This is a genomic window from Catellatospora sp. TT07R-123 (assembly GCF_018327705.1).
GTDB lineage: Bacteria > Actinomycetota > Actinomycetes > Mycobacteriales > Micromonosporaceae > Catellatospora.
Map to the genome: position 1 here is coordinate 2,752,348 of NZ_BNEM01000002.1, position 25,487 is coordinate 2,777,834.

Sequence of the window (25,487 nt, forward strand, 5' to 3'; positions counted from 1 at the left end):
GGAGTAGGCACGCTCACTCCCCGCGTGCGACGACACCGGCCCCCGCCGCGACCTAACTTAGGGGCCATGACCTGGGAACCTCACCCGCGCCACCTCCGCCCCCACCGCCGCGCCGTCGGCCTGCCGATCGTCGTCGGCCTGATCCAGGTGCTCGGTGTCTTCGCGATCACCCACTCCACCCGCACCAGCTTCTCGCCCGGCGGGATGCTCGACTTCGCCCCGCTCGGCTACGCGCTGCTGCTCGGCTCCGCCCTGTCGCTGTACCTGGCCCGGCGCAGCCCCGTCGCGGCGCTGGCCGGGGCCGCCGCCTGCACCGCCGCGTACGTCCTGCTCGACTACCCGCCGTACGGCCCGTTCTTCATCGCGCTGCTGTTCGCGCTGGCCGCCGCCGTGGTGCTCGGGCACCGGCTCGCCGCCTGGATCACCGCCGCCGCGGCCTACGCCTTCTGGTTCTGGCAGAACCTGCCGGTGATGGAGTACCACCACCAGGCGCGCCTGGCCGCCGGAGCCGTCGCGCTGGCCGCGCCGCTGCTGATCGGGCAGATCGTCAGCAGCAACCGCGACCGCGTGATGGAGCTGCGCCGCCGCCGCGTCGGCGACGAGCGGCTGCGCATCGCCCGCGAGGTGCACGACGTCGTCGCCCACCACATCTCCCTGATCAACGTCCAGGCCGGCGTCGCCCTGCACCTGCTGGACGAGGACCCCGAGCAGGCCCGCACCGCGCTGGCCGCGATCAAGACCGCCAGCCGCGACACCCTGCGCGAGCTGCGCACCACCCTCGGCGTGCTGCGCGACGTCGACGAGGACGCCCCGCGCAGCCCCGCCCCCAGCATCGCCCGCCTCGACGAGCTCGTCGAACGCTTCGCCGCCGCGGGGCTGCGCGTCGACCTGCGTGTCACCGGCACCGCCCGGCCCCTGCCCGCCGCCGTCGACCTGGCCGCGTACCGGATCGTGCAGGAGTCGCTGACCAACGTGCACCGCCACGCCGGCGTCGACAACGCCCAGGTCACCATCGGGTACGCCGACGACGAGCTGCTGCTGGACATCACCGACCGCGGCCGCGGCGGCGTCGCCGGCGACGGCAACGGCCTGTCCGGCATCCGCGAACGGGTCGACTCGCTGGGCGGTACCGTCGCGGTCGGCCCGCGTGCCGAGGGCGGATTCACCGTCTGCGCGGTGCTGCCGACCGGAGCCGCGTGATGATCGACGTACTGCTGGTGGACGACCAGGCGCTGGTGCGCGCGGGCTTCCGCGCCCTGCTGGCGGCGCAGTCCGACATCAGCGTCGTGGGCGAGGCCGCCGACGGCGAGGAGGCGGTCGCCCTGACCGCCTCCCTGCGCCCCCACGTCGTGCTCATGGACATCCGCATGCCCCGCCTCGACGGCATCGAGGCCACCCGCCGCATCGCCGCCGACCCCGCCCTGGCCGACGTCAAGATCGTCATCCTGACCACCTTCGACCTCGACGAGTACGTCTTCGACGCCCTGCGCTACGGCGCCAGCGGGTTCCTGGTCAAGGACACCGAGCCCGCCGACCTGATCCAGGCCGTCCGGATCGTCGCCCGCGGCGACGCGCTGCTGTCCCCCGGCGTCACCCGCCGCCTCATCGCCGAGTACGCCCAGCGCTCGCGGCGGCCCCGCGACACCGACCGGCTCGCCGCGCTCACCGAGCGCGAACGCGAGGTGATGGCACTGGTCGCGGCCGGGCTGTCCAACGACGAGATCGGCGAGCGGCTGTTCGTCAGCCCCGCCACCGCCAAGACCCACGTCAGCCGCGCCATGATCAAGCTGGGTGCCCGCGACCGGGCCCACCTGGTCGTCGAGGCGTACGAATCAGGGCTGGTCCGGCCCGGCTGGGCCGGTGAGTGACGTGCGCCTGACCCGCGACCACCGGCGCTGGCTGCTCACCACGCACATCGGCGCCTCGGTCGGCTGGCTCGGCGTCGCGTACGCGATGCTGGTCATGACGATCACCGCCGCCGGGTCGGACGACCTGGCGACCCGGCAGGGGGCGTACGCCCTGATGTCGGTCCTCGACCTGGCCGCGGTCCTGCCGCTGGGCCTGCTCGCCCTGGCCACCGGGGTGATCCTCGGGCTCGGCACCCACTGGGGCCTGATCCGGCACTGGTGGGTCGCGGTGAAGCTGGGCCTCAACCTGGCCGCGCTGGTCATCCCGATGCTGACCCGGCATCCGGCCCTCGGCGACGCGCTGGCCGCCGCCCGCGCGGGCCTGCTGACCGACCCGGCCCGCCAGGTCCTGGACGCCTCGATCGCCTCGGTGGTGGTCCTCAGCGTCGCCACGGTCCTCTCGGTCTACAAACCCTGGGGCAAGACCGGCGCACCCCTCTGACCACCCCGAACCACCCGACGCGCCAGGCGACCGGCACCGGCTTCGCCTCCCCGGCGAGGTTCGACGGTGAAGCCGTGGTGATCGTCGTTATCGGTCAGAAGATTGCGCTTGAGGCCACAAATTGACCGAGGACGGCGATCTCCGGCAGGGAACTCGCCGGATCGGGCGGGAATGGGACGCCGCGGGACCAGTGGCGGGGAGGCGAGTGACCGGAGAGGCCGATCTTCGCGGGTCAGGTGAGGGTGGGGTTGCCGTAGAGGAGGGTGGAGAGTTCGGCGCGCAGGGCCGGGTCGTCGCTGATGACCACGCTCCAGACGGCGGTGTCGCCGATCAGGGCCAAGCCGACCATGGCCGGGCCGTCGAAGCGCAGCACCTGCTCACAGCCCTGGTTCCCGGCCCAGCCGTACGTCACCGGCAGCTCGGTCAGCCGCTCCCGCAGCACCTCCACCGCGCCCGGCGGGATCCGGCGGTGCAGCAGGAAGTCGACCTCGGCGTCGAACATCCGCTTCTCCCACACCCGGACCAGGGCGTAGTCGCTGAACCTGGCCGCATACTCCAGCCGCGACTCGCCCGTCCCGTCCTCGGGGTCGAGCAGGTACACCGGCGGATCGTCGCCCTCGTCGACGCGGACGAACCAGTCGCAGCAGTCCTGGCAGTCGGTCTCCAGCCACACGTAGTCACTGCCGGGCGGGGTGTCGTCGAGCCGCGTGACCGTCGACGCCGTCGCCAGCCGGTTACCACGCGGGTCGTACAGCAGATCCGGGCCGTCGGAGGTCAGCCACTCGCGCACCGCGGCGGGAAGCTCCACGTCCAGCCGCTCGCGCAGCGCCGCCAGCCGCGCCGGGTCGCCGGTCGTCACGCCACCGCCTAGGGCGTCGAACGCGGCCCGATTCCAGTACTCCACCGCCGCACCTTAGCGGCAGGCGGCCGAGCGCACGTGCCGGTAGCGGCGGCGGCAGCGGCCGGCCCCTCGCCCCACGACCGGCTGCACGCCTATGGGTCAGCGCAGCCAGTCGAGGATGCCGACGGACTCCACGGTGTCGGCGATCCGGATGGCGGCCCCGGTCTTCAAGCTGCTCCGGGAGCTGTCGACCCACCGCTGCACGTCCGCGTACCCCTGGTGTCGGTACTCGACCGCCTGGATCAGGCATTCCAGCTTGTCGGCGTCGCGGGCCACGACTGCTTCCAGCGTCTCTCCCTGCTCGTATTCCGCCACGACGGACCTGATCATCTCGGCCACAGCGTCCGGAGCCTTCGCCACCTGGTCCGCCGTGACCGACTCGTTGGAAGCCGCAGTCAGGTAACGCCGCCCGATGCGCGGAATGTCTCCGATCCGCGTCTCCTGCGTGTCGTGGTACGTGCAGAGCAGGCTGGTGCGGGCAGGGTCGGCCCCCTCCATCGCGGCGAGTATCGAGCCGAGGATCGCAGTACGGAAGCTGTGCTCGGCGATGCTCTCCGGATCCCTGACTCCGGCGATCCACCATCCGGTACGCCGAGCCCGCTTGAGCATCCCCAGCTCGAACAGGTAACTCACCGTTCCGGCGAGGTCCTCGCCCATCGCTTCTCCCATCCCTCGACACGCAAGCAGTAGATGATCGATTCGAGTTCTCGTCGTGACTGACGCGAGACAGATGCAGCCTCGACCAGGCTTTCAGCCCGACGGTAGAGCTGTCGAGCGGATTCAGGATCATCATGAGGCAGCCCGGGGCGAACGGCCAGCAGCGCCCACAGCGAATGTATCGACAGGTCGACGTACGGCTTGGCCGGATCGACTCGCCCGACGAGGTGGCGCATCAGCCGGTTGCCGCGCCAGGTCAGCGCGCTGTCGACCATGAACCGGTCGTCGCGCTGCCGTTCGGTCACCTCCCCGATCCAGTTTCCCGACTGCCCGTCCCGATGCCCGCCTACCTACACTCGCGTGATGGATTTCAATGCCGATGGCATGGGCGCGATAATCGGGCTGTTCATCGCGCTCATCTGCGCGGGCATGTTCTTCTACCTGGTCTACGAGTTCTTCCGGCGCCGCCGCATCAAGGGCAGCGGCTGGTCGGCCACGGGCACCATCACCCGGACCTGGACCACCACGCATACGCATCACAACGCCAACGGCGGCATGCACACCATCACGAATCACCACGCCGAGGCGGCATACCGGACACACTGGAACGAGCAGCGCACGGTCCGCCTCGACGGCCATTTCCGGCAGGGCGACGAGGTCAACGTCCGCTACGACCAGACCGACGGTTACGTCCCGCTGATGGGCCGCAAGTCCAGCGCCAACAGCGGCTGCGGCGGCTGCCTGGCGGTGCTGCTGTTCCTCGCGCTGGTCATCGTCGTGGTGTCGGTCCTGTTCCCCGACGTGTCCAAAATGCTGTCCGACACCATCAACGACATCCTGTCCTCGGTGAACGTCAACAGCTGACCGCCCCCCAAGATCGCGGCAAGTTGCCCGGCAATCGGGGTAATCGGCGCCCAAGATACGGCCGATTGCCCGGCAACTTGCCGCGATCTTGGCGGCGGGCGAAGGGCGGTGGGCGGTGCCTGATCCGTCCGGTGGGGGGCCTGTGGAGCCCTTCTGGGGGTATGGGGCGGCTGGCTAGCCTGGGGCGGTGAGTGACGAACCGCGTACCGGCCGGGTCGTGGTGCTGGTGCTGCCCGAGGTGAACCTGCTGGACCTGAGCGGCCCGGTGCAGGTCTTCGACGCGGCCGCGCACCTCGGCGCGGACTACCGCGTCGAGTACGCCGCCGACGCGCCCCAGCAGCGCTCGGCACAGGGCCTGCTGCTGGCCGGATTGACCAGCCTGCCGCAGGTGTACCCGGGCGATCTGGTCCTGGTGCCGGGCCCGCGCCTGTCGCCGACGGCCGGGGCGGGCGGGGCCCCGCTGGTGGCGCCGGCCGTCACCTCGTGGCTGGGCGGGGCGCACCGGGCCGGGGCGCGGATCGCGGCGGTGTGCACCGGCGCCGCCGCGCTCGGCGAGGCGGGGCTGCTGGACGGGCGCCGCTGCACCACCCACTGGGGTCTGACCGAGCACCTGCGGCGGCGCTACCCGGCGGCCCGGGTCCGCGACGGCGTGCTGTACGTCCACGACGGACCGGTGAGCACCAGCGCCGGGATCAGCGCGGGCATCGACCTGGCCCTGTCGCTGGTCGAACGCGACCACGGCCCGGCCCTGACCGCCGCCGTGGCCCGGGAACTGGTCGTCTACCTGCGCCGCGACGGCGACCAGCAGCAGCTCAGCCCGTTCCTGGCCCACCGCGGCCACCTGCACCCGGCCGTCCACCGGGTCCAGGAGCACCTGGCGCAGCACCTGGACGCCCCGCACACCCTCGACGACCTGGCCGCCCTGGCCTGCCTGTCCAAACGCGGCCTGACCCGGGCCTTCACCACGGCGGTCGGGCTGACGCCGCTGGAATACCAGCAGGGACTACGGCTGGAGCTGGCCAGCAGCCTGCTCGCGCAGACCGGGCTGACCGTCGAGGCGATCGCGGCCCGCTGCGGGTTCCGCGACCCGCGGCACTTCCGCCGCCTGTTCAGCGCCCGGTTCGGCCGCACGCCGTCGGCCGCCCGCGCCTGAGCCGTCCCGCCCTTCCCGCCGTACCCCCGAATCCTGCCGCACCCCCCAGCGAGGAGAGACGATGCACCGTGCCCTGCGCCGAGCCGCTCTGGCCCTGACGGGCCTGGTCCTGGCCGCCGCGACGGTGACCGCGGTCGCCGTCACCGGAGTCACCGCGGCCATGACCGCCAGCTTCGCCGCCCTGCCACCCGACCCGCCCGCCGCGGGCTGGCCCGCACCCCGGCCGGTGCCGCCGGGACCGCACCGGATCGCGGTCCTGGCCGGGCCCGACGGGTCGGTGGTCAGCGACGTGCTCGCCCCGTACGAGGTATTCGCCCGGTCGGCCGGGTTCGCCGTCTTCACCGTGTCCACGGCGCGGGTGCCCGTGCCGCTGTCCGGCGGCCTGCACCTGCTGCCCGACTACACCGTGTCCGAGCTGGACCGACGGCCCGAGCTGGCACCCGATGCCGTGGTCGTGCCCGCGTTCGTCGACCCGGCAGCCGCCTCGGCCGCGCCGCTGCGGGACTGGCTGGCCCGGCAGGCCGCGCGCGGCGCGCGCATCCTCGGCGTGTGCTCCGGGGTCGAGGTGCTGGCCGCGGCAGGGCTGCTCGACGGGCGTACGGCCACCACGCACTGGTCCAACCTGGACCGGTTGCGTGACAGCCGTCCCGCCGTGCGCTGGCAGGCCGGCCGCCGGTACGTCGACGACGGGCTGTTCACCACCACCGCCGGGGTCACCTCCGGGGTGGTCGGCGCGCTGCACGTCATGCAGCTGCTCGCCGGACCGGCTGAGGCGGCCCGGATCGGCGGGCAGCTGCACTTCCCCGGCTGGTCGCCGACGTCCGGCACCGCCATCGAGGCGCTGCGCCTGCGACCGGGCGACCTGCCGTACGCGCTGAACGCCGCCTTCCCCCTCGGGCGGCCGACGCTCGCGGTGGGGCTGGTCGACGGGGTCGGCGAGCTCGACGCGGCAGCACCGTTCGAGCTGTACGGCGGCACCGCCAACGCCGCCGCCCTGGTCGCCCTGGGCACCGGCCGCACCGTCGCCACCGCGCACGGCGTGACCCTGGTCGTCGGCGCGGCGGCCGACACGGACGCGGACGCGGACCGGTTCCTGGTCCCCGGCGTACGCGACCCCGCCGCCGTGGACCCGGCGCTCGCGCGCTGGGCGCAGGCCCGCGACCTGCGGATCGAGCTGCCGCACGCCGCGCAGCGCCCCGACGAGTTCAGCTTCGACCCGGTGCTGCGGGACCTCGCCGCGCACACCGACCGCGCCACCGCCCTGGCCGCGGCCCGCTTCGTCGAATACCCCACCGGCCACCTGGCGCTCGACGGCCCCGCCTGGCCCTGGCGCCCGACCCTCCTGCTGGCCCTGACCCTCGCCCTGTCCACCGCCGCCGCCCTCCTCCCCCTCCTCTTCTCCCGCCTGCGCCGCCGCCCCCGCCCCACCCCTTGATCAGCTAAGTTGCCGGGCAATCGGGGCAATGACCGGCCAAGATACGCCCGATTGCCCGGCAACTCGGACGATCAAGAAGGGGGCGGGCGGGACGGGGCGGCCGAACTCTTAACCCCGATACGCGAATGGTTAACGGGCTCGCAACAGCCGATGGTTAGCATCGGCGTCCATCAGCGCGCGGCTGACGACGGTGTCAACCCTCGGTGCGGCACGAGCAGGGAGTCCGCAAATGACACAGCCCATCCTGGTGGTCGACTTCGGCGCGTATCAGACGACCGCCGCCGTCGTGTCCGGCACGCAGATCCACCCCGTGCCCTGCCCGCTGTCCGGCGCGACCCGCTGGCCCTCGGCGGTGTGCCTCGACGGCGACAGCCTCGTGATCGGCACCGCCGCCGTGCAGCGGCGCGAGCTGCTGCCGCGCTGGTTCGCCGCCGGACCGCGGCAGGCCCTGGACACCGGCGAACCGGTCCACCTCGGCGACCGCACCCTGACCGCCGCCGAAGTGCTGGGCGCGTACCTGCGCGTGCTGCGGGGCGAGGCCGAGCAGCGCCACGGCGGCCCGATCGAGCGGCTGGCCCTGACCGTGCCCTCGGCGTACGGGCCGCAGGACCCGAGGCGGCAGCAGCTGCTCGCACTGGCCGCGGACGCCGGGTTCCCCGACGCGGAGCTGGTCGGCGACGCGGTGGCGGCGGTGGTGGACCCGTACACGCACGGGGACTTCCCCGACCGGTCGCTGCTGCTGGTGTGCGACCTCGGCGCCTCCTGGTCGGTGGCCCTGACCAGGGTCGACGGCGAGCACCCGGTGGTGCTCGGCCAGGAGACCTCCGGCGGCGGGCAGGACTTCGACCTGCTGCTGGTCAACGACCTGCGGGCGGCGCTGCACGAGTGGCTGGCCCCCGCGCTGCACGCCGGGGGCGACACCGGGCTGCTGGCCCGCTACGCCGCGGCCGACTTCGTCCGCTCGGTCAAGCACCGGCTGGCGGAGACCGACGACGTCACCGACCGGATCTCCCCGCACGCCCCGGCATACCGGATGACCCGCGCCGGGCTGGACCGGCTGGCCGAACCGGCGCTGCGGTGGCTCACCGCCAGCTGCCGCGCGGTAGTCGCCCGCGCCGGGCTCAGCCTGAACGACGTCACCGGCGTGCTGCTGGTCGGCGGCGCCTCCCGGCTGCCCGCCGCCCGCGCGGCGCTGCGCGCGGACCTGCAGCGCCCGCTGTGGCAGCCGACCGATCCCGAGCTGGCCGTGATCCGGGGCGCGGCCCGCTGGGCGGGCCGGGTCGGGGCCCGACGCATCGCCGCGAACGCGCCGACGTGGCGGATGGAACCGCTGATCTGGGAGCTGCCCGAGGGCCGGGCCCGGCTCGTGCGCTGGCTCGTCGGCCAGGGCCAGCAGTACGGTCCCGGCACCACGATCGCCCAGGTGCGCACCGCCGACGACCGCGTCTTCGACCTGACCGCCCCGCGCGAGGGCATCCTCGTCGAGCACCGGGTCGCGCCCGGCGCGATGCTGACCTCGGACGCGATCGCGGCGATGAGCCGCACCGTCCGGGTGATCGCCGGGGACCGGGCCGCCAAGCGGCACCAGATGCGGGTGGCCGGGGACTGGATGCTCACCCCCGACCACGAGCTGCTGGTCGAGTGCGAGCGCTCGGGGGCGTACGTGCGGATGCGGGCGATCTCGTCCGGCGCGGTCGTCAGCGAGGTCCGCCCGATGGGCGTCACCGCCGACACCCGCGGCAAGGTCTTCGTCGGACCCGGCGACCGGCTCGCCCTGGTCTCGTGGGACCCGCAGGGGCAGTTCTCGGTCTGGGACGTGTTCTCCGGGCAGCTCACCAACCGGTTCCAGGCCCCGGCCAACAACCGGCCGGTGAAGGTGCTGGTGCACGAGGGCCAGTGGCGGCTGATCGCCGAAGCCGACCGGAAGGTGCACGTCGGGCGGTACGTCCGGGACGTGGCGACGATGTGGGACCTGAACACCGGCACCGTCGTCGAGGAGATGGTCGGCGAGGACCTGAACCGGCGCTACGGCGGGTACACCGACCACTGCACCGCCGACGGGTTCGCCGCCGAGTGCGACAGCCCCGACGGGCGGCTGCGGGCGGGCACGGCGCGCAGCGCGGCAGGGCTGGCGGTGTGGCTGCACGAGACCGGCAGCGCGGAGGAGGTGTTCCGCAGCGACCTCGGCTCGGTGCGCTCGGCCCGGACCGCGTTCAGCGCCGACGGCCACCACCTGCTGGCCCAGTGGAGCGCCGCCGACACCAGCTGCGTGGACGTCTGGCAGGTCTGAGCCTCAGGAACCCGTCGCCGCCCGGTCGGAGTCGCTGCGCAGGACGCAGAACTCGTTGCCCTCGGGGTCGGCCAGGACCGCCCAGCCGGTGCCGTCGGGGTTGCGGCGGTCGGCGACGAGGGTGGCGCCGAGGCCGAGCAGCCGCTCCACCTCCTGGTCGCGCGAGGTCTGCGGGCGCAGGCACAGGTGGAGCCGATTCTTGGTCTGCTTGGGCTCGGGCACCTGGTTGAAGTAGAGGATCGGGCCCTCCGCCAGCAGCACCTGGGTCTCGTGGTCTCCCGGCCGGTTGTCCGGGTCCAGCGGACGGCCCGTCACGCCGCTCCAGAAGCGGGCGAGCTCGTAGGCGTTGGCGCAGTCGATCGCCACGTTCTGCAATACCGAAACCATGCGGGCAAGCTATCCCGATCTTCAGCTCGGGCACCACCGACTTGCCCGCACGGCCTCACACGTTTCAGGCGCAGCTGGAGACCGGCCGCATGGTGACGATCTGGTCGACCGGGACCGGCAGGGTGACGCCGCTGTCGGTGCTCAGCCACAGCATGCGCGGCGGGGCGCCGTCGGTGACCACGCCGCACGCGGTGGCGCCGTTGCCGAACTGGAGCTCCACCGAGGGCGCGGGCGTGGCGGGCCACCACGCGGTCAGCCCGGCCACCGCCATCATCGCCACCGAGGCGATGGTGGCGCGGATGCCGGTGCGCAGCTGGGCGCTCGACCACCGCGGGTGCGCCGGGGTGTCGCCGACCGGCCAGGCGACCTTGCCGACCTTCAGGATCGACCAGAGGGCGGTGACGAAGGCGCCGACCGTCGCCATCGCGGCCATCCACGACAGCCACTCGGGGCCCGCGCTCTCGTCGCCCATCCGCAGCACGCCGCAGAAGCCGATGAAGCCGAGCACGCCGAGCTGGATGCCGTGCCAGCCCCGGGCCGAGTCGCTGACCTTCGCGGCCGCGTCGGTGTCGGGAGTGGACGGCGCGGGGGCGCCGAAGGCGTTCGTCATGGCTGAAGTCATACCGTATCGAGTTGTTCTTCGGTGTGTCGGCTTGCTTCCTCTTGCGGCGCTTCGGACTGCGGCGGGATGTCGATGATCCCGGCCCGGTCGAGGCGGGGCATGATGATGCGGCGCAGGATGAGCTGGAGCGCGGCGGTCACCGGGATGGCGATCAGCGCGCCGACCGCACCGAGCAGCACCGCGCCGACCAGCGCGGACAGGATGACCGCGAGATCGGAGATGTCGACCGAGCGCTTCATGATGCGCGGGGCGATGATCCAGTTCTCGATCTGCTGGTACACGATGAAGAAGATGATGCAGGCGACGCCGACCTCGACGGAGACGGCGAACCCGGCGATGACGCCGACGATCGCACCCAGCATCGCCCCGATCTGCGGGATCAGGTCGCACACGGCCACCACCGAGGCCAGCGCGAACGCGTACGGCACCCCGGCGATCAGGAAGAACACGAACGCCGACACCCCGGCCAGCAGTGCCACCGCCAGCGAGCCCAGCAGGTACGCCCCGAACTTCTCGAAGATCTCGTCGCCCACGGCCCGCGCCTGCTCGCGCCGGTATGCCGGGAACAGCCGGTAGAAGCCCTCGCGGAGCCGGTCCCAGGCGGCCAGGAAGTAGATGGTCAGCACCGCCGCGGTGACGAGGTTGAAGATCAGCCCGAAGAACAGCAGCACCCCGCCGAACACGCCCGACACCGCCTGCCCGAGCGCCTCCGGCGTCGCCGCCGACTTCAGCCGCTCGACCAGGTCGTAGCGGGCCAGGAACTCGGCCAGCTGCGGGTCCTTGCCGATCTTGTCCAGATAGGTGGGTATCGCGTCCACCAGGTGGCCGGACTGGCTCAGCAGCGGCGGCACCAGCGCCACGATGCCGCTGCACCCCAGCAGCACCACCGCCAGCGCCACCACGGTCACGGCCAGGCCCCGGTTGAGGCCGCGCCGCCGCAGCCACGCCACCGCCGGGTGCAGGCCGATCGCCAGGAACAGCGACACCAGGATCAGCAGCAGCACCGACAGCGCCTCGCGGACGGCCAGCGCCAGCACCACCGCGCACACCAGCCCGAGCCCGCCCACGAACCCGGTCCCGAACACCGACCTGCGCGGCGACATGTGCTTGTCCACGATCGACCTCCCTGAGCTCACATCGGACGGTGAGCTGAGCCACCTGAGTATGGCGATCGGCGGCCGACGCTGGCTACCATCGCCGAGGTGCGACCCCTCCTGCACCGAACCGTCCGGCCCACCCTGCTGCTAGGCACGGTGCTGCTGACGATCGGCCTGTCCGCCGCCTCCTGTGACGACGCCCCCGACGTGACCCTGGCCGCGGCGAGCCGCGCCACCGTCACCGAGGTCGTCGACGCCCCCGCCGCGGTGACCGCGCGGGCCGCGGCCACCCTGACCGCACCCGCCGACGGTACCCTGGCCCGGCTCGCGGTAACCCCGGGCCAGCAGGTGACCAAGGGCCAGGTGCTCGCCGTGGTCGCCTCGCCGGCCGCCCAATCCCGGCTCACCCAGGCGAAACAGGCCCTGGACGCGGCGAAGCGCTCCGGCGGCGGCAGCCCGTCGGTCGACCTGCGCGGGGCGCAGCGGCACCTGGACTCCGCCGCCGCCGAGGCGTTCACGCAGGCCCGTACGGCGGCCGGGCAGATCGCCGACGAGCAGGCCCGGCAGGCGCTGCTGGCGCAGATCACCGCCGGGGAGCGCAGCTACCGGCAGGCGTCGGCGGCCGTCGCCGACGCGGCCGGGGCGGTGCAGCGCGGCGTCGCGTCGCTCGGCTCGGCGATGAAGGCGCTGGGCGCCGCGCAGCGGTTGCAGGCGCAGCAGGCGTACGACCTGGCCAAGGCCACCGTGGACGCGCTGACGCTGCGCGCCCCGATCCCCGGCGTGGTGCAGCTCGGCGGCACCTCCACCCCCGCCGCCGCCCCCGACCTGTCCAGCCTGCTCGGCGGCATGGGCGGTGCCGGCGGCGCGAGCGGCGGCGGCACGTCGGTCCCCGCCGGGGTCGCCGGGGTGCCCGCCGTCGGCGCGCCCGTGTCCGCCGGGACCGCGATCGTCACCGTGGTCGACACCAGCGAGCTCGGCCTGGTCGCCGAGGTCGACGAGACCGACATCCTGCTGGTGCGGACCGGCATCGCGGCCGAGGCCGAGCTCGACGCCGCGCCCGGCACCGCGTACCCGGCGACGGTGACCGCGATCGACGTGCTGCCCACGCCCAACAGCCGCGGCGCGGTCGCCTACCGGGTGCACCTGTCGCTGGCCGCGCTGCCCTCGGGCGCGCCCGAGCCCCGGCCCGGCATGAGCGCCGTGGTCCGGCTCCAGGTCCGCGAGGCCGCCGACGCGGTCACGGTGCCGGCCTCGGCCGTGTTCACCAGCGACGGCCACGACACGGTATGGGTGCGCGCCGCCGACGGCACCGCGCAGCGCCGTACCGTCACGGTCGGGGTGTCCGGGATGGACACGCTGCAGATCACCGCCGGGCTGACCGAGGGCGAGCAGGTGGTGGTACGCGGCGCCGACCGCGTCACCGCCGGGGACCGGCTGCCGTGACCGGCCCCGCCCCGGCCATCGAGGCGGTCGGCGTCGAGCGCACGTACGCCCTGGACGGGGTCGACGTGGCCGCGCTGCGCGGCGTCTCCCTGACCATCGAGCACGGCGAGTACGCTGCGATCGTCGGCCCGTCCGGTTCGGGCAAGTCGACGCTGATGCACCTGCTCGGCGGCCTGGACCAGCCGACCCGCGGCACGCTGCGCATCGGCGGCCGCGACGTGGCCGGGCTGGACCCGGGCGAGATGGCGCACCTGCGCAACGCCACCATCGGCTTCGTCTTCCAGTCGTTCCACCTGCTGGGGCGCACCAGCGCCCTGGACAACGTGGCGCTGCCGCTGGTCTACCGGGGCCTGGGCGCCAAAGAGCGGCGCGGCCGCGCCGCGCTGATGCTGGAGCGGGTCGGGCTCGGCCACCGGATGCTGCACCGGCCCAACCAGATGTCCGGCGGCGAGCAGCAGCGGGTGGCCATCGCCCGCGCGCTGGTCACCGAGCCGGTGGTGCTGCTGGCCGACGAGCCGACCGGCAACCTGGACTCGGCCACCGGCGCCGCGGTGCTGGAGCTGCTGGAACGGCTCAACACCGACGAGGGGGTGGCGGTGGTGCTGGTCACCCACGACCGGGAGGTGGCCGCGCGGGCCCGGCGGCAGATCGTGATGCGCGACGGGCTGATGCTGTCCGACAGCGCCGCCCCGGCCGGGGAGGTGGCCGCGTGAGGTTCGCCGAGGCGTGGCGGGTCGCCGTCGACGCGCTGCGCGCCAACCGGCTGCGCAGCCTGCTCACGATGCTGGGCATGGTGATCGGCGTCGGCGCGGTGGTGATCCTGGTGGCGCTGGGCACCGGCACCCGCGACGCGGTGCAGGCCCAGGTCGAGGGGCTGGGCTCGAACCTGCTGATCGTGGTCCCGGGGCAGGTCAACCTCAACGCCGCCCCGACGGTGTCCAAGCTGGACCGCACCGACCTCGACGCCGTGGTGAAGATCGTCGGGGACCGGGACCGGGTCACCGTGTCGCTGACCTCCGGCGAGAACGTGCGCGCGGGCAACAACGCCATGTTCACCAGCGTCCTGGGGGTGCTGGAGTCGACGCCGCACGTGTTCCTGCGCGACCTGCGCTCCGGCACGTACCTCAGCCGCACCGACGTCGACACCGGGCGCCGGGTCGCGGTGCTGGGCGACAAGGTCGCCAAGCGGCTGTACGGCGCCCGCGACCCCGTCGGCCAGCAGCTCACCATCGCCGGGGTGCGGTTCCGGGTGATCGGGGTGTTCGCGCCGCTGGGCCAGAGCCTGGGTGTCGACCGCGACAACGAGGTGCACATCCCGCTGACCACCGCGCAGCGGCTCATCGGCACCAACCGCATCGACGCGTTCGCGGTGAAGGCCCCCGACAGCGACGGCATCGACGCCCTCGGCCGCGACATCGTCGCCGAGCTGCACCGCCGCCACCCCGACGACGAGTTCAGCGCCGTCACCCAGGGGCAGATCCTGGGCGCCCTCGGCGAGATCCTGGGTGTGCTCACCGCCGTGCTGGCCGCGATCGCGGGCATCTCGCTGCTGGTCGGCGGCGTCGGCGTCTCCAACATCATGCTGGTGTCGGTCCGCGAGCGCACCCGCGAGATCGGGCTGCGCAAGGCCGTCGGCGCCCGCCCGCGCGACATCGGGTTGCAGTTCCTGCTCGAAGCGGTGCTGCTCACCTCGGTCGGCGGCGTGCTGGGCATCGTCATCGGCGTCGGGGTGTCGCTGGCCGTCGGGGCGCTGAGCCCGGTGCCCGCGACGGTGACCTGGTGGTCGGCGGCGCTGGCGTTCGGCGTCTCGGCCGGGGTCGGCATCGCGTTCGGGGTGGTGCCCGCGCAGCGGGCCGGCAAGCTCGATCCCGTGGTGGCACTGCGTACCGACTGACGGGATCATGAGGAAGGCCGCCCGCACGCTGCACGTATCATGTATCCCGTTTTGTCACGGGGTGAAGGGGTGCGGCGATGGGGGCGGTGTTTCACCTGCTCGGGCCGGTGGCGCTCGGGCCCGGCGCCGCCGTCGCGGTCGCCGTCCCGAAGGTGCGCTGCCTGCTCGCGGTGCTGCTGCTCGACGCGAACCGGCAGGTCAGCCTCGACCGGCTCACCGACGAGCTGTGGGCCGACGACCCGCCCCGCTCGGCCGTGGCGAACCTCCGCTCGTACGCCTCGACGCTGCGCCGCCTGCTGGCCGCCGCCGGGGTCGACCCCGACCGGCTGGAGACCACGGCCGGCGGCTACCGGCTGCGGGTCGAGGACGGCGAGTCCGACCTGGCGGCGTGGGAGGCCGACGCCGACCGCGGCCGCGCGGCGCTGACCGCCGGCCGTCCCGCCGACGCCGTCCCGCTGCTGGAACGGGCGCTGGCGCGCTGGCGCGGCCCGGCCCTGGCCGACGTGCCGGTGAGCGCGGCGCTGGCCGCCCGCGCCACCGCACTGGGCGAGCTGCGCACCGCCGCCAGCGAGGACCTGTTCGAGGCGCGGCTGCTGGCCGGGGACGGCACCGCGCTGGTGGCCCCGCTGCGCGGGCACCTGGCCGCCCACCCCACCCGCGAGCGCGGCTACGGCCAGCTCATGCGGGTGCTGTACGGCTCCGGCGACCCGGCGGCGGCGCTGGAGGTGTACCGGCAGGCCCACGCCGCGCTCCAGGACGAGCTCGGCCTGTCGCCCGGCCCGGAGCTGCGCGAGACGCAGGCGGCGATCCTGCGCCGCGACCCGGCGCTGGCGGCGCGGACGGCAGCGGCCGCCCCGCCCGCCGACGTGCCGCGCCAGCTCCCCGCCGACATCCCGGTGCTGGTCGGCCGCGACCGCGAACTCGACCGGCTGGTCCGGTCGGGTGCGGCCGTCCACAACATCCACGGCGCGGGCGGGGTCGGCAAGTCCGCGCTGGCCGTACGCGCCGCGCACCGCCTGGCCGACCGCTACCCCGACGGCCAGCTCTACCTCGACCTCCAGGGCTCCAACCCGCGCCTCACCCCGCTCACCGGCGACGAGGTGACCAGCCGGTTCCTGCGCGCGCTCGGCGTCGCCGAGGCGGCCGTCCCCGCCACCCCCGCCGAGGCCACCACGCTCTACCGGTCGCAGCTGGCGCAGCGGCGGATGCTGATCCTGCTGGACAACGCCGTCGACGCCGCGCAGGTGCGCCCGCTGCTGCCCGGCACGGCCAGCAGCCTGGTCGTCGTGACCAGCCGCCGCGCGCTGACGTCCCTCGACGGCGCCGAGCTGCTCCCGCTGGACGTGCTGTCCGAGGACGACGCCGCCGAGCTGGTCGACCGCCTGGCCGGCCCCGGCCGCGGCCCGGCCGCGACGAAGGACCTGGTGGCGCTGTGCGGAAAGCTGCCGCTGGCGCTGCGCATCGCCGCGGCCCGCCTGGCCGCCCGCCCCGACTGGACCGCCGACGACCTGGTCGAACGCCTCGTCGACGAACGCATGCGCCTGGACGAGCTGCACACCGACGACATGGCCGTGCGCTCCTGCTTCCACGCCAGCTACCGCGCCCTCGAACCCGTCGCCGCCCGCGCCTTCCGTATGAGCGGGCTGGCCCGCGTGCCCCACCTGACGGTCCCGTCGCTGGCCGCGCTGCTCGGCGAGTCCAAGGCGACCGCCGCCGCGGCCCTCGACCGGCTCGTCGAAGCGCGGCTGGTCGAGGCCGACGGCGGCCGCTACCGCCTGCACGACCTGCTGCGCCTGTACGCCGCCGAGCGCAGCACCGCCGAGGACGGTGCCGAGCCGCGCGCCGCCGCCGTGCACCGCGCCCTCGTCTACTACCTGGGCACCGCCCGGCGCGCCGTGTACCGGCTGCACACGGTGGAGCGCCCGGCCGACCCGGCGTTCGACGGGCCGGAGGGCACCGGCCTGGTGCGCATCGACACCGTCGACGACGCCCACCGGTGGCTGGAGCTGGACTGGCCGTGCGCCCTGGCGATCGCGGCGCAGGCGGGCGAGCTGACCGGGCCGTCGCGCGGCTATCCGGCGCGGCTGCTGCGCGGCACCTCGCACCATCTGATGCAGAGCCGGCAGTGGCGCATGGTCGGCCAGATCGCGACCGTCGCGCTGGAGACGTGCGCACCCGACGACCTCCAGTCGCAGGCGGTGGCCCACGGCATCGTCGGCCAGCAGCTGACCCGCTACCGCCGGACCGCCGACGCGCGGCGCCACCTGGAGCAGGCCGCGCAGCTGTGGCAGCGGCTCGGCGAGCCCGACGGGCAGGCGGTGGTCCTCAACAGCCTCGGTTTCACGGCCCGGCTGGAGGGCGACCTCCCCGGCGCCACGGAATACTTCCAGGCCTGCCTGACCGTGCTGCGGCGGCTGGGCCACCGGTCGCTGGAGGCCAACGTCCTGAACAACCTCGCCGACACGTACGCCGAGATGGGCCGCATCGACGCGGCGGTCTCGACGCTCCACCTGGCGGTGGAGATCCGCGCGGGCGGGATCGACCTGATCGGACGGATCGGCGACGCGGCGTCGCTGGCGCGGTTCGAGGCGATGGCGGGCCGGTGGCCGTCGGCCCTGCGCCAGCACGCGCGCGCGGTGCGGCTGGCCCGTGCGGTCAGCGACCGCACCACGCTGGCGTTGCAGCTGCTGATGCGCGCCGAGACCTGCGTCCGGCTCGGGCGGCCCGACCTGGCACTGGCCGAGGCCGCGCTGATCGAGCGGCGGTACGGGCAGCTGAGCAACCGCTACATCCCGGCCGCGGCCGAGCGGTTGCGCGTCAAGGCGCTACGCGCCCTCGGCGATCCGGGCGCGGACGCCGCGCTCGACCGGGCCCGGGACAAGTTCCGGCTGGTCGAACCGCAGGACGCCGCGATCGAGTACTTCCTGTTCGGTGATGACCCGACCCTCCCGCACCCTCCGTAGGCGCGTCACCGCCAGTGTGGGATTGCCGGATCATCACCGAAACTCACACCGCTCCCGTGCGGTGCCGTCGATCCTGCCAGGCTCCGATACAGCGGGTCATATATTTACGACGGTTGAACAGCGGGCGGCTGCCGCGGCCCGGTGCGGCGGCCGCGGTCAGCGGACGTAGGACCAGCTGACCATCTCGCCGTCGCGGTACGGCATCACCCCGTGGAACGGGCGCGGGTCGTCGTCGAAGACCATCGGCAGCCACTCGCGGTCGCTGGCCCACATCGGCACGTCGTAGAGCTGCTCGACCGGCACCCAGGTCAGGGTGCCCTCGTGGTTGCCCTCGTGCGCCTGCCCGGTGAAGGAGTCGACCCGGAACACGAACCCGAACCAGTCCTCGCCCCGCTTGCCGAACCCGGGCCAGGACACGGTGCCGCGCAGCGACAGCGCCCCGGCGTGCAGCCCGGACTCCTCGTGCACCTCGCGGCGTACGCCGGTCAGCACGTCCTCGTCGCGCTCGACCCGCCCGCCCAGCCCGACGTGCTTGCCGTAGTGGATGTCGTCGGGCCGCTTGTCCCGGTGCAGCAGCAGCACGCTGCCCCCGTCGGGCGACACCACGTACGCCAGCGTCGCCATGATCGGCGTGATCAATCAGCCCTCCCCGGGACGAGTTGCCCGGCAATCGGGCGTATGACGGTTCAAGATACGCCCGGTTGCCGGGCAACTCCGCTGATCGGGCGGCGGGCGGGGCGTACACGGATAAAATTCGCATAGTGAACGGGGACGGGTCCACAGACGGATGGTCGGCGCGACGCGACCGGGTCGTGTCAGCGGCGCTGGCGCGGCTGCGCCGGTTCCCGCGCGACGATCCCGCCTGGGCGCAGGCCCGCGACGAGGCCATCAACGCCGCGATCCCGCTGGCCCGCAGGCTGGCGCGCCGGTTCAGCTTCCGCGGCGAGGAACTCGACGACCTCACCCAGGTCGCCCTGCTCGGGCTGATCAAGTCGGTCGACCGCTTCGACGTCGCCCAGGGCGTACGGTTCGAGCGCTTCGCCGCCCCGACGATGCTCGGCGAGCTGCGCCGCCACTTCCGCGACCGGGGCTGGACCCTGCGCGTGCACCGCCGCCTCCAGGAACTGCACCTGGAGATCAACCGGAGCATCCCGCAGCTGTGCCAGCGGCTCCAGCGCACCCCGCAGGTCGGCGACCTCGCCGACCACCTCCACCGCGACCCCGACGAGATCCGCGCCGGGATGGCCTGCGCCAGCGCGTACGCCGTCGGCTCGCTCAACAGCATGGTCAGCACCGGCGGCAGCCTCGCCGAGCTCGGCGAGCTGCTCGGCGCGGCCGACGCCCGGCTGGAGTCGCTGGCCGACCAGCACGTCGTCCGCCAGGCCGTCGCCGCCCTGCCTCAGCGCGACCGGCACCTGCTGGCGCTGCGGTTCACCGCCGACCTGACCCAGGCCGAGATCGCCCAGCGGCTCGGCCTGTCCCAGATGCACGTGTCGCGGCTGCTCAACCGGTGCTTCGTCCAGCTGCGCGAATCACTCGGCGACCAGGCCTGACTCCGCCGCCGACGACTCCGGCAGCCCCTTGATCTCCGCCTCGGTGCCCTTGGCGCTGATGCGCAGCTTCGCGCCCAGGAACGGCAGCCGGTCCACGGTGACCGTCCCCCACGACTCGGGCAGCCGCGGCCGCAGCACGATGCTGCGGCGCGGCACGTCCAGGTCCAGGCCGAGGAAGGCCCGCACGATCAGCAGCGGCGCCGCGCTGGCCCACGCCTGCGGCGAGCACGACGTCGGGTACGGCACCGGCGGCCGGTAGACGTCGGCCGGGAACCCGCAGTACAGCTCCGGTAGCCGCCCGCCGAACGCCGTCGCCGCCGCGATCAGGCCGTCGGCCAGCCGGTGCGCCAGCTCCACCGCGCCCGGCACGTGCGCGTAGCGCATCAGCCCGGCGATGCACAGCGCGGTGTCGTGTGGCCACACCGAGCCGTTGTGATAGCTCATCGGGTTGTACGCACCCATCCGCTCCGACAGCGTGCGCAGCCCGAACCCGCTGTCCATGTCCGCGCCCGCGAACTTCTGGACCAGCTGCGCGGCGTGCTCGTCGGAGACGATCCCGGTCCACAGGCAGTGGCCCGGGTTGCTCGTCAGCGCGTCCATCGGCCGCTTGTGCCCGTCCAGCGCCACCGCGAAGTAGCCCTCGTCGGGCAGCCAGAACGCCTCGGCGAACCGTTCGCGCAGCTTGTCGGCCCGTTCGGTGCAGGCGGCCGCGCACGCCTGGTCGCCGAAGGCCTCGGCCAGTTCCGCCCGCGCCCGCCACGCCGCGTAGGCGTAGCCCTGCACCTCGGCCAGGGCCACCGGCGGCTCCACCAGCCGCCCGGCCGCGTCGTTGATGCCGTCGAAGCTGTCCTTCCAGCCCTGGTTGAAGAGACCCCGGTCGGTGGCGCGGCGGTATTCGACGAACCCGTCGCCGTCGCGGTCGCCGTAGACCTGCATCCAGTTCAGGACGCCGTCGGCGGCTGGCAGCAGTGCGCGCACGTCCGACTCGGCCGCGCCCCACCGCCACACCTCGCCCAGCAGCGCCACGAACAGCGGCCCGGCGTCGATGGTGCCGTAGTAGTGCGAGCCGCCCAGCGCCGACGCGCTCTCGGGCCCCAGCCGCAGCTCGTGCAGGATCCGCCCCGGCTCCTCGTCGGTACGCGGATCGACCTTGCGGCCCTGGAGCCCGGCCAGCGTGTACAGCGTCCCCACGGCCAGCCCCGGGTCCAGCGGCAGCGCCATCCACGAGGTGAGCAGGCTGTCGCGGCCGAACAGGGTCATGAACCAGGGCGCCCCGGCCGCGACGAACGTCTGCCTGGCCTCGTCGGTGATGGAGATCCGCAGCGCGTCGAGGTCGCGTACGCTGCGGCGCAGCACCAGCGACATGCCGTCGTGCTGCACCCGGATCGCCGAGACCTGCCGCCGCCACGAACCGTCGTCGGCGTCCTCGGCGGCGAGGTGGTCGCGAAAGCGCGGCTCGATCCGGCGGCTCTCCACCACCGGGTGCACCTCGATCTCGGTCTGCCAGCGGCCCCGGCCTGGGATGACCGCCTGCCAGCTCAACCCGTTATGGCTGCTGGTCGGCTCGCCGGTGGCGTGCACCAGCAGCCCGCGGGAGTTGTCCGAGCGGCTGAACACCAGGTTCACCCCGGTCGCGGTGGCGTGCGTGACCGACGGGACCATCTGGCCCTCCTTCACCGCGAACAGGTCGGCGAAGTCGGTCTCCACGCGCAGGTCCAGGGTGATCATCGTCGGTTCGTACCCGACGTTCTGCAGCGTGATCACCTCGCGCATGCCCTGGCCGACGATGCGCTCGCGCACCACCAGCAGGCTGCTGTCGGCATGCCCCGGCGCGGGCGGGCGGCGCAGCATGAACCGGGCCGCGAACGCGTCGCGGTCGACCACCTGCAGCGGCTGCGGCGGCTGCCCGTCCAGGCGCAGCTGCCAGCACGACACGATCCGGGTGTCGCGGAAGAACAGCCCCTGCGCCGCGCCCGGGTTCATGTCCCCGTTGGGCGCGCAGATGCTGAACGTCGTGCCCTCGACGATGGTGACCTCGCCCTGGCCGTGCGGAACCGGCTCGGAGGCGTTCAGGGGGGCGGGATTCGTCACGGTCACCGCCCCGTGAGCCGGCCGGCGCGCACGGCCGAGCGGCCCGCGCGCCCGGGTGCCTGCGGTCGGCGGCGGGCCGCCAGTGCCGCCCGGTATGCCCGCGCGTAGCCGACCGCCATCCGGGTCGCGCTGAACCCGCGCACCACGTGCTCCCGGCACGCCCGCGGGTCGAGCTGCACCACGTCGGCCAGCGCCTGCGGCAGCTCGTCCGGATCGTCGCAGACGATGCCGCTCACGCCGGTCTCCACGACCTCGGGCACGGCCCCGGCCCGCAGCGCCACCACGGGCGTGCCGCAGACCATCGCCTCGATCATCACCATGCCGAACGGCTCCTCCCACTGCACCGGGAACAGCAGGCAGCGGGCGTTGGTGAGCAGCTCACGCTTGCGGTGGGCGTCGGCGACGCCGATCATCCGGTCGTCGGGGCCCAGCCGCGGCTCGACCTCCTTGGCGAAGTACTCCTTCTCCTCGGGCTCGGAGCATTTGCCCGCCAGGATCAGCGGCAGCCCGGCCCGGTGCGCGGCCTCGATCGCCGTGTGCGCGCCCTTGTCGGCGTTGAACCGGCCCAGGAAAAGCGCGTAGTCCTCTTTGTGCTCCTGGAACGGCCAGTCGTGCGGGTTCAGCCCGTTGTAGACGGTGTCCAGCCAGTTCAGCTCCGGCGCCAGCGACCGCTGCCGGCGGCTGATCGCCACCAGCGACAGGTCGCGGTCCAGGGTGCGGTAGTAGCCGCGCAGCTCGGAGTCGACCGGCCCGTGCACGGTCGCGATCGTGGGCAGGCCCAGCATGTCGTACGCCGGGGCGTTGAGGGGGCCCGCGAAGGTGTGGTCGTGCACCACGTCCACCTCGCCCGCCGCGGCCAGGTCCTCGACCACGCGGCGCGACAGGGCGGCGTAGATGATCTCCGGGCCTGGCTCGCCGAGCCGGTCGGGGACCGCCTGCTCCCAGACCTGCCAGAAGCGGGCCTGCGTGCCGTCGCGGCCGGCCCCGATCACGGTCACCGTGTGGCCGAGGTCGACCAGCGCGTTGCTGAGGTCGGCGATGACGGCCTCGATGCCGCCGTACGCCGCGGGCGGCACGTCGAAGTACGGCGGTGCCACCATCGCGATCCGCAGTGGGGCCGACCCGGTGCCGGACAGGGTGTTCTGCACCCTGGCGAAATGTTCGGGCGTACTGTCACCGCCCTTGACCAGCGTGGTTCTCACCACCCCTGTTTACCCCGACCGGCCCCCGGACACACCTTGCAACACGACCTGTCGATGAAACGTGGCACGGAAACGGGGAGGATGTCGCATTCGCCACCCCTCCCCGTCACCACCCCACGCCAAGCGGTCAGGCGCGGGCCAGGCGCCAGCGGCGCACCTCGCCCGGCCGGCGGACCGCCAGCGACAACCCCGTGGCCAGCAGCGACAGCAGCCCCGCCACATAGATCGCCCCGGCGTACGTGCCGGACTGGTCGCGGACCACGCCCGCCGTGAACGCGACCGCCGCCGCGCCGAGCTGGTGCGAGGCGAACACCCAACCGAACACGATCGGCCCCGAGGCACCGAACGCCTGGCGGGTCAGCGCGATCGTCGGCGGCACCGTCGCCACCCAGTCCAGGCCGTAGAAGATGACGAAGACCAGCATGCTGGGGTGCGGGTCGGCCGCGAACAGGCTCGGCAGGATCAGCAGCGACAGGCCGCGCAGGGCGTAGTACGCGCCGAGCAGCTTGCGCGGGTCGAACCGGTCGGTCAGCCAGCCCGACAGCACCGTACCCGCGATGTCGAACACGCCGACCAGCGCGAGCAGCCCCGCCGCCGTGGTCGTCGGCATGCCGTGGTCATGCGCGGCCGGGATGAAGTGCGTGCCGACCAGCCCGTTGGTCGTCGCGCCGCAGATGGCGAACCCGGCCGCGAGCAGCCAGAACGTCTTGGTCTTCGCCGCCTCGCGCAGCGCGCCCAGGGCGCGGCCGGCCGCGCCGGCCGGGGCGGGGGTCGACGGCACCGGCTCGGCCGGGTCGGCACCGTACGGCAGCACGCCCAGCTCCGCCGGGTCGTCGCGCAGCAGCCACAGCACCAGCGGCACCACCAGCAGCGCCGATCCGGCGACCACCAGCGCCGAGACGCGCCAGTCGAACCGGGTGACCAGGTTCGCCAGCAGCGGTAGGAAGATCAGCTGGCCGGTGGCGCCGCCGGCCGTCAGCACGCCCGTCACCACGCCCCGGTGCTTGATGAACCAGCGGCCGGTGAACGTGGCCACGAACGCCAGCGCCATCGACCCGGTGCCCAGCCCGACCAGCACACCCCAGCACAGGATGAGCTGCCAGCTCGCGTTCATGAACACGGTCAGCCCGCTGCCCGTGGCGACCAGCAGCATCGCCGCCGCCACGACCTTGCGCATGCCGAAGCGCTCCATCAGCGCGGCGGCGAACGGTGCGGTGAACCCGAACAGCAGGAGGTTCACCGATACCGCGATCGAGATGATGCCGCGCGACCAGCCGAACTCCTGCTGCAACGGCTCGATGAGCACCCCGGGCGTGGCCCGGAACCCGGCCGAGCCGACGATCGCCACCAATGCGACCGCCGCCACCGCCCAGGCGACGTTCTGACTTCTGACCCGCTTGACGCGGCCTTCGAGCAATGTCACGACGCCATCATCCGAGCACGCGCCCGGCCCGGCCAGTGGCCTGATTGCCACTATCCGAAAACATCCGGCCACGGGCGTGGCATCATCGGGGGTATGGACCGAGCCCACCGCGTCGCCGTGCTGGCCTTCGACGGCGTCGTCGCCCTCGACCTGGGCATTCCCACCCAGGTCTTCCACTCCGCCACCGACGCCGACGGCAACCGCCTCTACGAGGTGCGCGTCTGCACCCCCGGCGCCGCCCAGATTCGCAGCAGCGGCGGCTACGACATCGTCCCCCAGCACGGGCTGGAGCTGCTCGACTGGGCCGACACCGTCATCATCCCCGGACTGTTCCGCGAACACGTCCGCCTCGACCCCGACCACCCGGCGCTGGACGCCGTACGCCGCGCCGCCGCCGCGCGAACCCGGATCATGTCCATCTGCACCGGCGCGTTCGCGCTGGCGGCCACCGGGCTGCTCGACGGCCGCCGCGCCGCCACCCACTGGGCGTACGCCGACCTGTTCCGCGGCATGTTCCCGCAGGTGGATCTCGACCCCGACGTGCTGTTCATCGACGACGGGGAGATCCTGACCTCAGCCGGGGTCGCCGCCGGACTCGACCTGTGCCTGCACGTGGTACGCCGCGACCACGGCGCCGAGGTCGCCAACCGGGCCGCCCGGCGCACCGTCGTGGCCCCCTGGCGCGACGGCGGCCAGTCCCAGTTCATCGAGCGCCCGATGCCCGAGGCCGGGGACGCCACCACCGCCGCCACCCGCGCCTGGGCGCTCAACCGCCTCGGCGAACCGCTCGACCTGCCGCAGCTCGCCCGGCACGCGAACATGAGCGTGCGCACCTTCACCCGGCGCTTCCGCGAGGAGACCGGCATGAGCCCCGGCCGCTGGCTCACCGGCCAGCGCGTCGAGCACGCCCGCCACCTCCTGGAGAGCACCGACCTGACCGTGGACCAGGTCGCCGAGCGGGCCGGGTTCGGCACCGCCGTCTCCATGCGCCAGCACCTGCGCGCCAGCGTCGGCACCGCCCCCCTCGCCTACCGCCGCACCTACCGCCCCACCCTCACCCCGACCCCCTGACCCGCCGCCCACCCGCGCCCGCACCCGCGCTTCCGCGCGCCGTCGCGCCCTTTGATCGCTGCACTTTCGGGGAAACTGCACGAATCCGGCCG

The 25,487-nt window shown here is 73.6% G+C and carries 23 protein-coding genes; 13 read left to right on the forward strand and 10 right to left on the reverse strand.

Annotated elements, in window-relative coordinates; translation table 11 throughout:
- The first annotated feature begins 66 nt into the window (after positions 1-66).
- From Cs7R123_RS31960 to Cs7R123_RS31970, 3 genes are read left to right on the forward strand one after another with little or no spacing between them, the layout of a single operon-like run.
- Complete coding sequence (locus tag Cs7R123_RS31960) at positions 67-1,200, forward strand: sensor histidine kinase (protein ID WP_212832077.1); 1,134 nt, start codon at positions 67-69, stop codon at positions 1,198-1,200.
- Complete coding sequence (locus Cs7R123_RS31965; RefSeq protein WP_212832079.1) at positions 1,200-1,868, forward strand: response regulator transcription factor; 669 nt, start codon at positions 1,200-1,202, stop codon at positions 1,866-1,868. Before Cs7R123_RS31960 ends, Cs7R123_RS31965 begins: the two co-directional genes overlap by 1 nt.
- Positions 1,861-2,349, forward strand: coding sequence for a hypothetical protein (locus Cs7R123_RS31970; RefSeq protein ID WP_212832081.1), 489 nt, complete (start codon positions 1,861-1,863; stop codon positions 2,347-2,349). Before Cs7R123_RS31965 ends, Cs7R123_RS31970 begins: the two co-directional genes overlap by 8 nt.
- A gap of 232 nt (positions 2,350-2,581) precedes the next feature.
- Here the strand turns inward: Cs7R123_RS31970 and Cs7R123_RS31975 are convergent, their stop codons facing one another.
- The 3 genes from Cs7R123_RS31975 to Cs7R123_RS31985 all read right to left on the reverse strand — a co-directional run bounded on the left by Cs7R123_RS31975 (position 2,582) and on the right by Cs7R123_RS31985 (position 4,212).
- Entirely contained in the window at positions 2,582-3,253 is a 672-nt protein-coding gene (locus Cs7R123_RS31975; RefSeq protein ID WP_212832083.1) for an SMI1/KNR4 family protein, read from the reverse strand.
- Positions 3,254-3,349: 96 nt separating this feature from the next.
- The gene (locus Cs7R123_RS31980) at positions 3,350-3,907 is read right to left on the reverse strand and encodes an HD family hydrolase (RefSeq protein ID WP_212832085.1); all 558 of its coding nucleotides are present in this window, start codon (positions 3,905-3,907) and stop codon (positions 3,350-3,352) included.
- Complete coding sequence (locus tag Cs7R123_RS31985) at positions 3,880-4,212, reverse strand: hypothetical protein (protein WP_212832087.1); 333 nt, start codon at positions 4,210-4,212, stop codon at positions 3,880-3,882. Before Cs7R123_RS31985 ends, Cs7R123_RS31980 begins: the two co-directional genes overlap by 28 nt.
- 58 nt (positions 4,213-4,270) lie before the next feature.
- Here Cs7R123_RS31985 and Cs7R123_RS31990 point away from each other — a divergent pair, with 58 nt between their 5' ends.
- The 4 genes from Cs7R123_RS31990 (at position 4,271) to Cs7R123_RS32005 (ending at position 9,649) form a co-directional block, all read left to right on the forward strand.
- A complete protein-coding gene (locus tag Cs7R123_RS31990; protein WP_212832089.1) occupies positions 4,271-4,771 on the forward strand; it encodes a DUF3592 domain-containing protein in 501 nt (166 codons plus the stop codon).
- 187 nt (positions 4,772-4,958) lie between these two features.
- Entirely contained in the window at positions 4,959-5,924 is a 966-nt protein-coding gene (locus Cs7R123_RS31995) for a GlxA family transcriptional regulator (RefSeq protein WP_212832090.1), read from the forward strand.
- Between the two features lie 61 nt (positions 5,925-5,985).
- Positions 5,986-7,359 (forward strand): DJ-1/PfpI family protein, encoded by a 1,374-nt coding sequence (locus tag Cs7R123_RS32000; RefSeq protein WP_212832092.1) that lies wholly within the window; start codon positions 5,986-5,988, stop codon positions 7,357-7,359.
- Positions 7,360-7,588: 229 nt separating this feature from the next.
- The gene (locus Cs7R123_RS32005) at positions 7,589-9,649 is read left to right on the forward strand and encodes an Hsp70 family protein (RefSeq protein ID WP_212832093.1); all 2,061 of its coding nucleotides are present in this window, start codon (positions 7,589-7,591) and stop codon (positions 9,647-9,649) included.
- Between the two features lie 3 nt (positions 9,650-9,652).
- On the opposite strand, the gene Cs7R123_RS32010 is transcribed toward Cs7R123_RS32005, so the two are convergent.
- The 3 genes from Cs7R123_RS32010 to Cs7R123_RS32020 all read right to left on the reverse strand — a co-directional run bounded on the left by Cs7R123_RS32010 (position 9,653) and on the right by Cs7R123_RS32020 (position 11,773).
- Entirely contained in the window at positions 9,653-10,036 is a 384-nt protein-coding gene (locus Cs7R123_RS32010; RefSeq protein WP_212832095.1) for a VOC family protein, read from the reverse strand.
- A 64-nt stretch (positions 10,037-10,100) separates the two neighbouring features.
- A complete protein-coding gene (locus tag Cs7R123_RS32015; RefSeq protein WP_212832097.1) occupies positions 10,101-10,646 on the reverse strand; it encodes a hypothetical protein in 546 nt (181 codons plus the stop codon).
- A gap of 8 nt (positions 10,647-10,654) precedes the next feature.
- On the reverse strand, positions 10,655-11,773 hold the full coding sequence (locus tag Cs7R123_RS32020) for an AI-2E family transporter (RefSeq protein ID WP_212832099.1): 1,119 nt from the start codon (positions 11,771-11,773) through the stop codon (positions 10,655-10,657).
- 87 nt (positions 11,774-11,860) lie between these two features.
- On the opposite strand from Cs7R123_RS32020, the gene Cs7R123_RS32025 reads away from it, so the two are divergent.
- The 4 genes from Cs7R123_RS32025 to Cs7R123_RS32040 all read left to right on the forward strand — a co-directional run bounded on the left by Cs7R123_RS32025 (position 11,861) and on the right by Cs7R123_RS32040 (position 18,055).
- Complete coding sequence (locus Cs7R123_RS32025) at positions 11,861-13,198, forward strand: efflux RND transporter periplasmic adaptor subunit (RefSeq protein ID WP_244872270.1); 1,338 nt, start codon at positions 11,861-11,863, stop codon at positions 13,196-13,198.
- Positions 13,195-13,911, forward strand: a complete 717-nt coding sequence (locus tag Cs7R123_RS32030) for an ABC transporter ATP-binding protein (protein WP_212832101.1) — start codon at positions 13,195-13,197, stop codon at positions 13,909-13,911. Before Cs7R123_RS32025 ends, Cs7R123_RS32030 begins: the two co-directional genes overlap by 4 nt.
- Positions 13,908-15,092 carry an ABC transporter permease gene (locus tag Cs7R123_RS32035; protein WP_212832102.1) on the forward strand — a complete coding sequence of 395 codons (1,185 nt, stop codon included), beginning with the start codon at positions 13,908-13,910 and terminating at the stop codon, positions 15,090-15,092. Before Cs7R123_RS32030 ends, Cs7R123_RS32035 begins: the two co-directional genes overlap by 4 nt.
- Positions 15,093-15,169: 77 nt before the next feature.
- Entirely contained in the window at positions 15,170-18,055 is a 2,886-nt protein-coding gene (locus Cs7R123_RS32040; protein ID WP_212832104.1) for a BTAD domain-containing putative transcriptional regulator, read from the forward strand.
- Positions 18,056-18,211: 156 nt separating this feature from the next.
- Here Cs7R123_RS32040 and Cs7R123_RS32045 read toward each other — a convergent pair whose 3' ends face one another.
- Complete coding sequence (locus Cs7R123_RS32045) at positions 18,212-18,694, reverse strand: 8-oxo-dGTP diphosphatase (RefSeq protein WP_244872271.1); 483 nt, start codon at positions 18,692-18,694, stop codon at positions 18,212-18,214.
- Positions 18,695-18,816: 122 nt separating this feature from the next.
- On the opposite strand from Cs7R123_RS32045, the gene Cs7R123_RS32050 reads away from it, so the two are divergent.
- The gene (locus Cs7R123_RS32050) at positions 18,817-19,608 is read left to right on the forward strand and encodes a SigB/SigF/SigG family RNA polymerase sigma factor (RefSeq protein WP_244872272.1); all 792 of its coding nucleotides are present in this window, start codon (positions 18,817-18,819) and stop codon (positions 19,606-19,608) included.
- Here Cs7R123_RS32050 and Cs7R123_RS32055 read toward each other — a convergent pair.
- From Cs7R123_RS32055 to Cs7R123_RS32065, 3 genes are all read right to left on the reverse strand, one after another.
- A complete protein-coding gene (locus tag Cs7R123_RS32055) occupies positions 19,588-21,699 on the reverse strand; it encodes a glycogen debranching N-terminal domain-containing protein (RefSeq protein ID WP_212832106.1) in 2,112 nt (703 codons plus the stop codon). The genes Cs7R123_RS32050 and Cs7R123_RS32055 overlap by 21 nt on opposite strands.
- A gap of 2 nt (positions 21,700-21,701) precedes the next feature.
- Positions 21,702-22,901: a glycosyltransferase family 4 protein gene (locus Cs7R123_RS32060; protein WP_244872273.1), complete on the reverse strand. Its 1,200-nt coding sequence runs from the start codon at positions 22,899-22,901 to the stop codon at positions 21,702-21,704.
- A gap of 127 nt (positions 22,902-23,028) precedes the next feature.
- Positions 23,029-24,318, reverse strand: a complete 1,290-nt coding sequence (locus tag Cs7R123_RS32065; protein ID WP_212834765.1) for an MFS transporter — start codon at positions 24,316-24,318, stop codon at positions 23,029-23,031.
- 99 nt (positions 24,319-24,417) lie between these two features.
- Here Cs7R123_RS32065 and Cs7R123_RS32070 point away from each other — a divergent pair, with 99 nt between their 5' ends.
- Complete coding sequence (locus Cs7R123_RS32070) at positions 24,418-25,395, forward strand: GlxA family transcriptional regulator (protein ID WP_212832109.1); 978 nt, start codon at positions 24,418-24,420, stop codon at positions 25,393-25,395.
- The last annotated feature ends 92 nt before the right edge of the window (positions 25,396-25,487 follow it).

Bases quoted from the DNA above. Each gene is read 5' to 3' on its own strand.
- Cs7R123_RS32070 (WP_212832109.1), top strand. From the start codon at position 24,418: ATGGACCGAGCCCACCGCGTCGCCGTGCTGGCCTTCGACGGCGTCGTC.
- Cs7R123_RS31960 (WP_212832077.1), top strand. From the start codon at position 67: ATGACCTGGGAACCTCACCCGCGCCACCTCCGCCCCCACCGCCGCGCC.
- Cs7R123_RS32040 (WP_212832104.1), top strand. From the start codon at position 15,170: ATGGGGGCGGTGTTTCACCTGCTCGGGCCGGTGGCGCTCGGGCCCGGC.
- Cs7R123_RS31965 (WP_212832079.1), top strand. From the start codon at position 1,200: ATGATCGACGTACTGCTGGTGGACGACCAGGCGCTGGTGCGCGCGGGC.
- Cs7R123_RS32010 (WP_212832095.1), bottom strand. From the start codon at position 10,036: ATGGTTTCGGTATTGCAGAACGTGGCGATCGACTGCGCCAACGCCTAC.
- Cs7R123_RS32000 (WP_212832092.1), top strand. From the start codon at position 5,986: ATGCACCGTGCCCTGCGCCGAGCCGCTCTGGCCCTGACGGGCCTGGTC.
- Cs7R123_RS32005 (WP_212832093.1), top strand. From the start codon at position 7,589: ATGACACAGCCCATCCTGGTGGTCGACTTCGGCGCGTATCAGACGACC.
- Cs7R123_RS31990 (WP_212832089.1), top strand. From the start codon at position 4,271: ATGGATTTCAATGCCGATGGCATGGGCGCGATAATCGGGCTGTTCATC.
- Cs7R123_RS31980 (WP_212832085.1), bottom strand. From the start codon at position 3,907: ATGGGCGAGGACCTCGCCGGAACGGTGAGTTACCTGTTCGAGCTGGGG.
- Cs7R123_RS32015 (WP_212832097.1), bottom strand. From the start codon at position 10,646: ATGACGAACGCCTTCGGCGCCCCCGCGCCGTCCACTCCCGACACCGAC.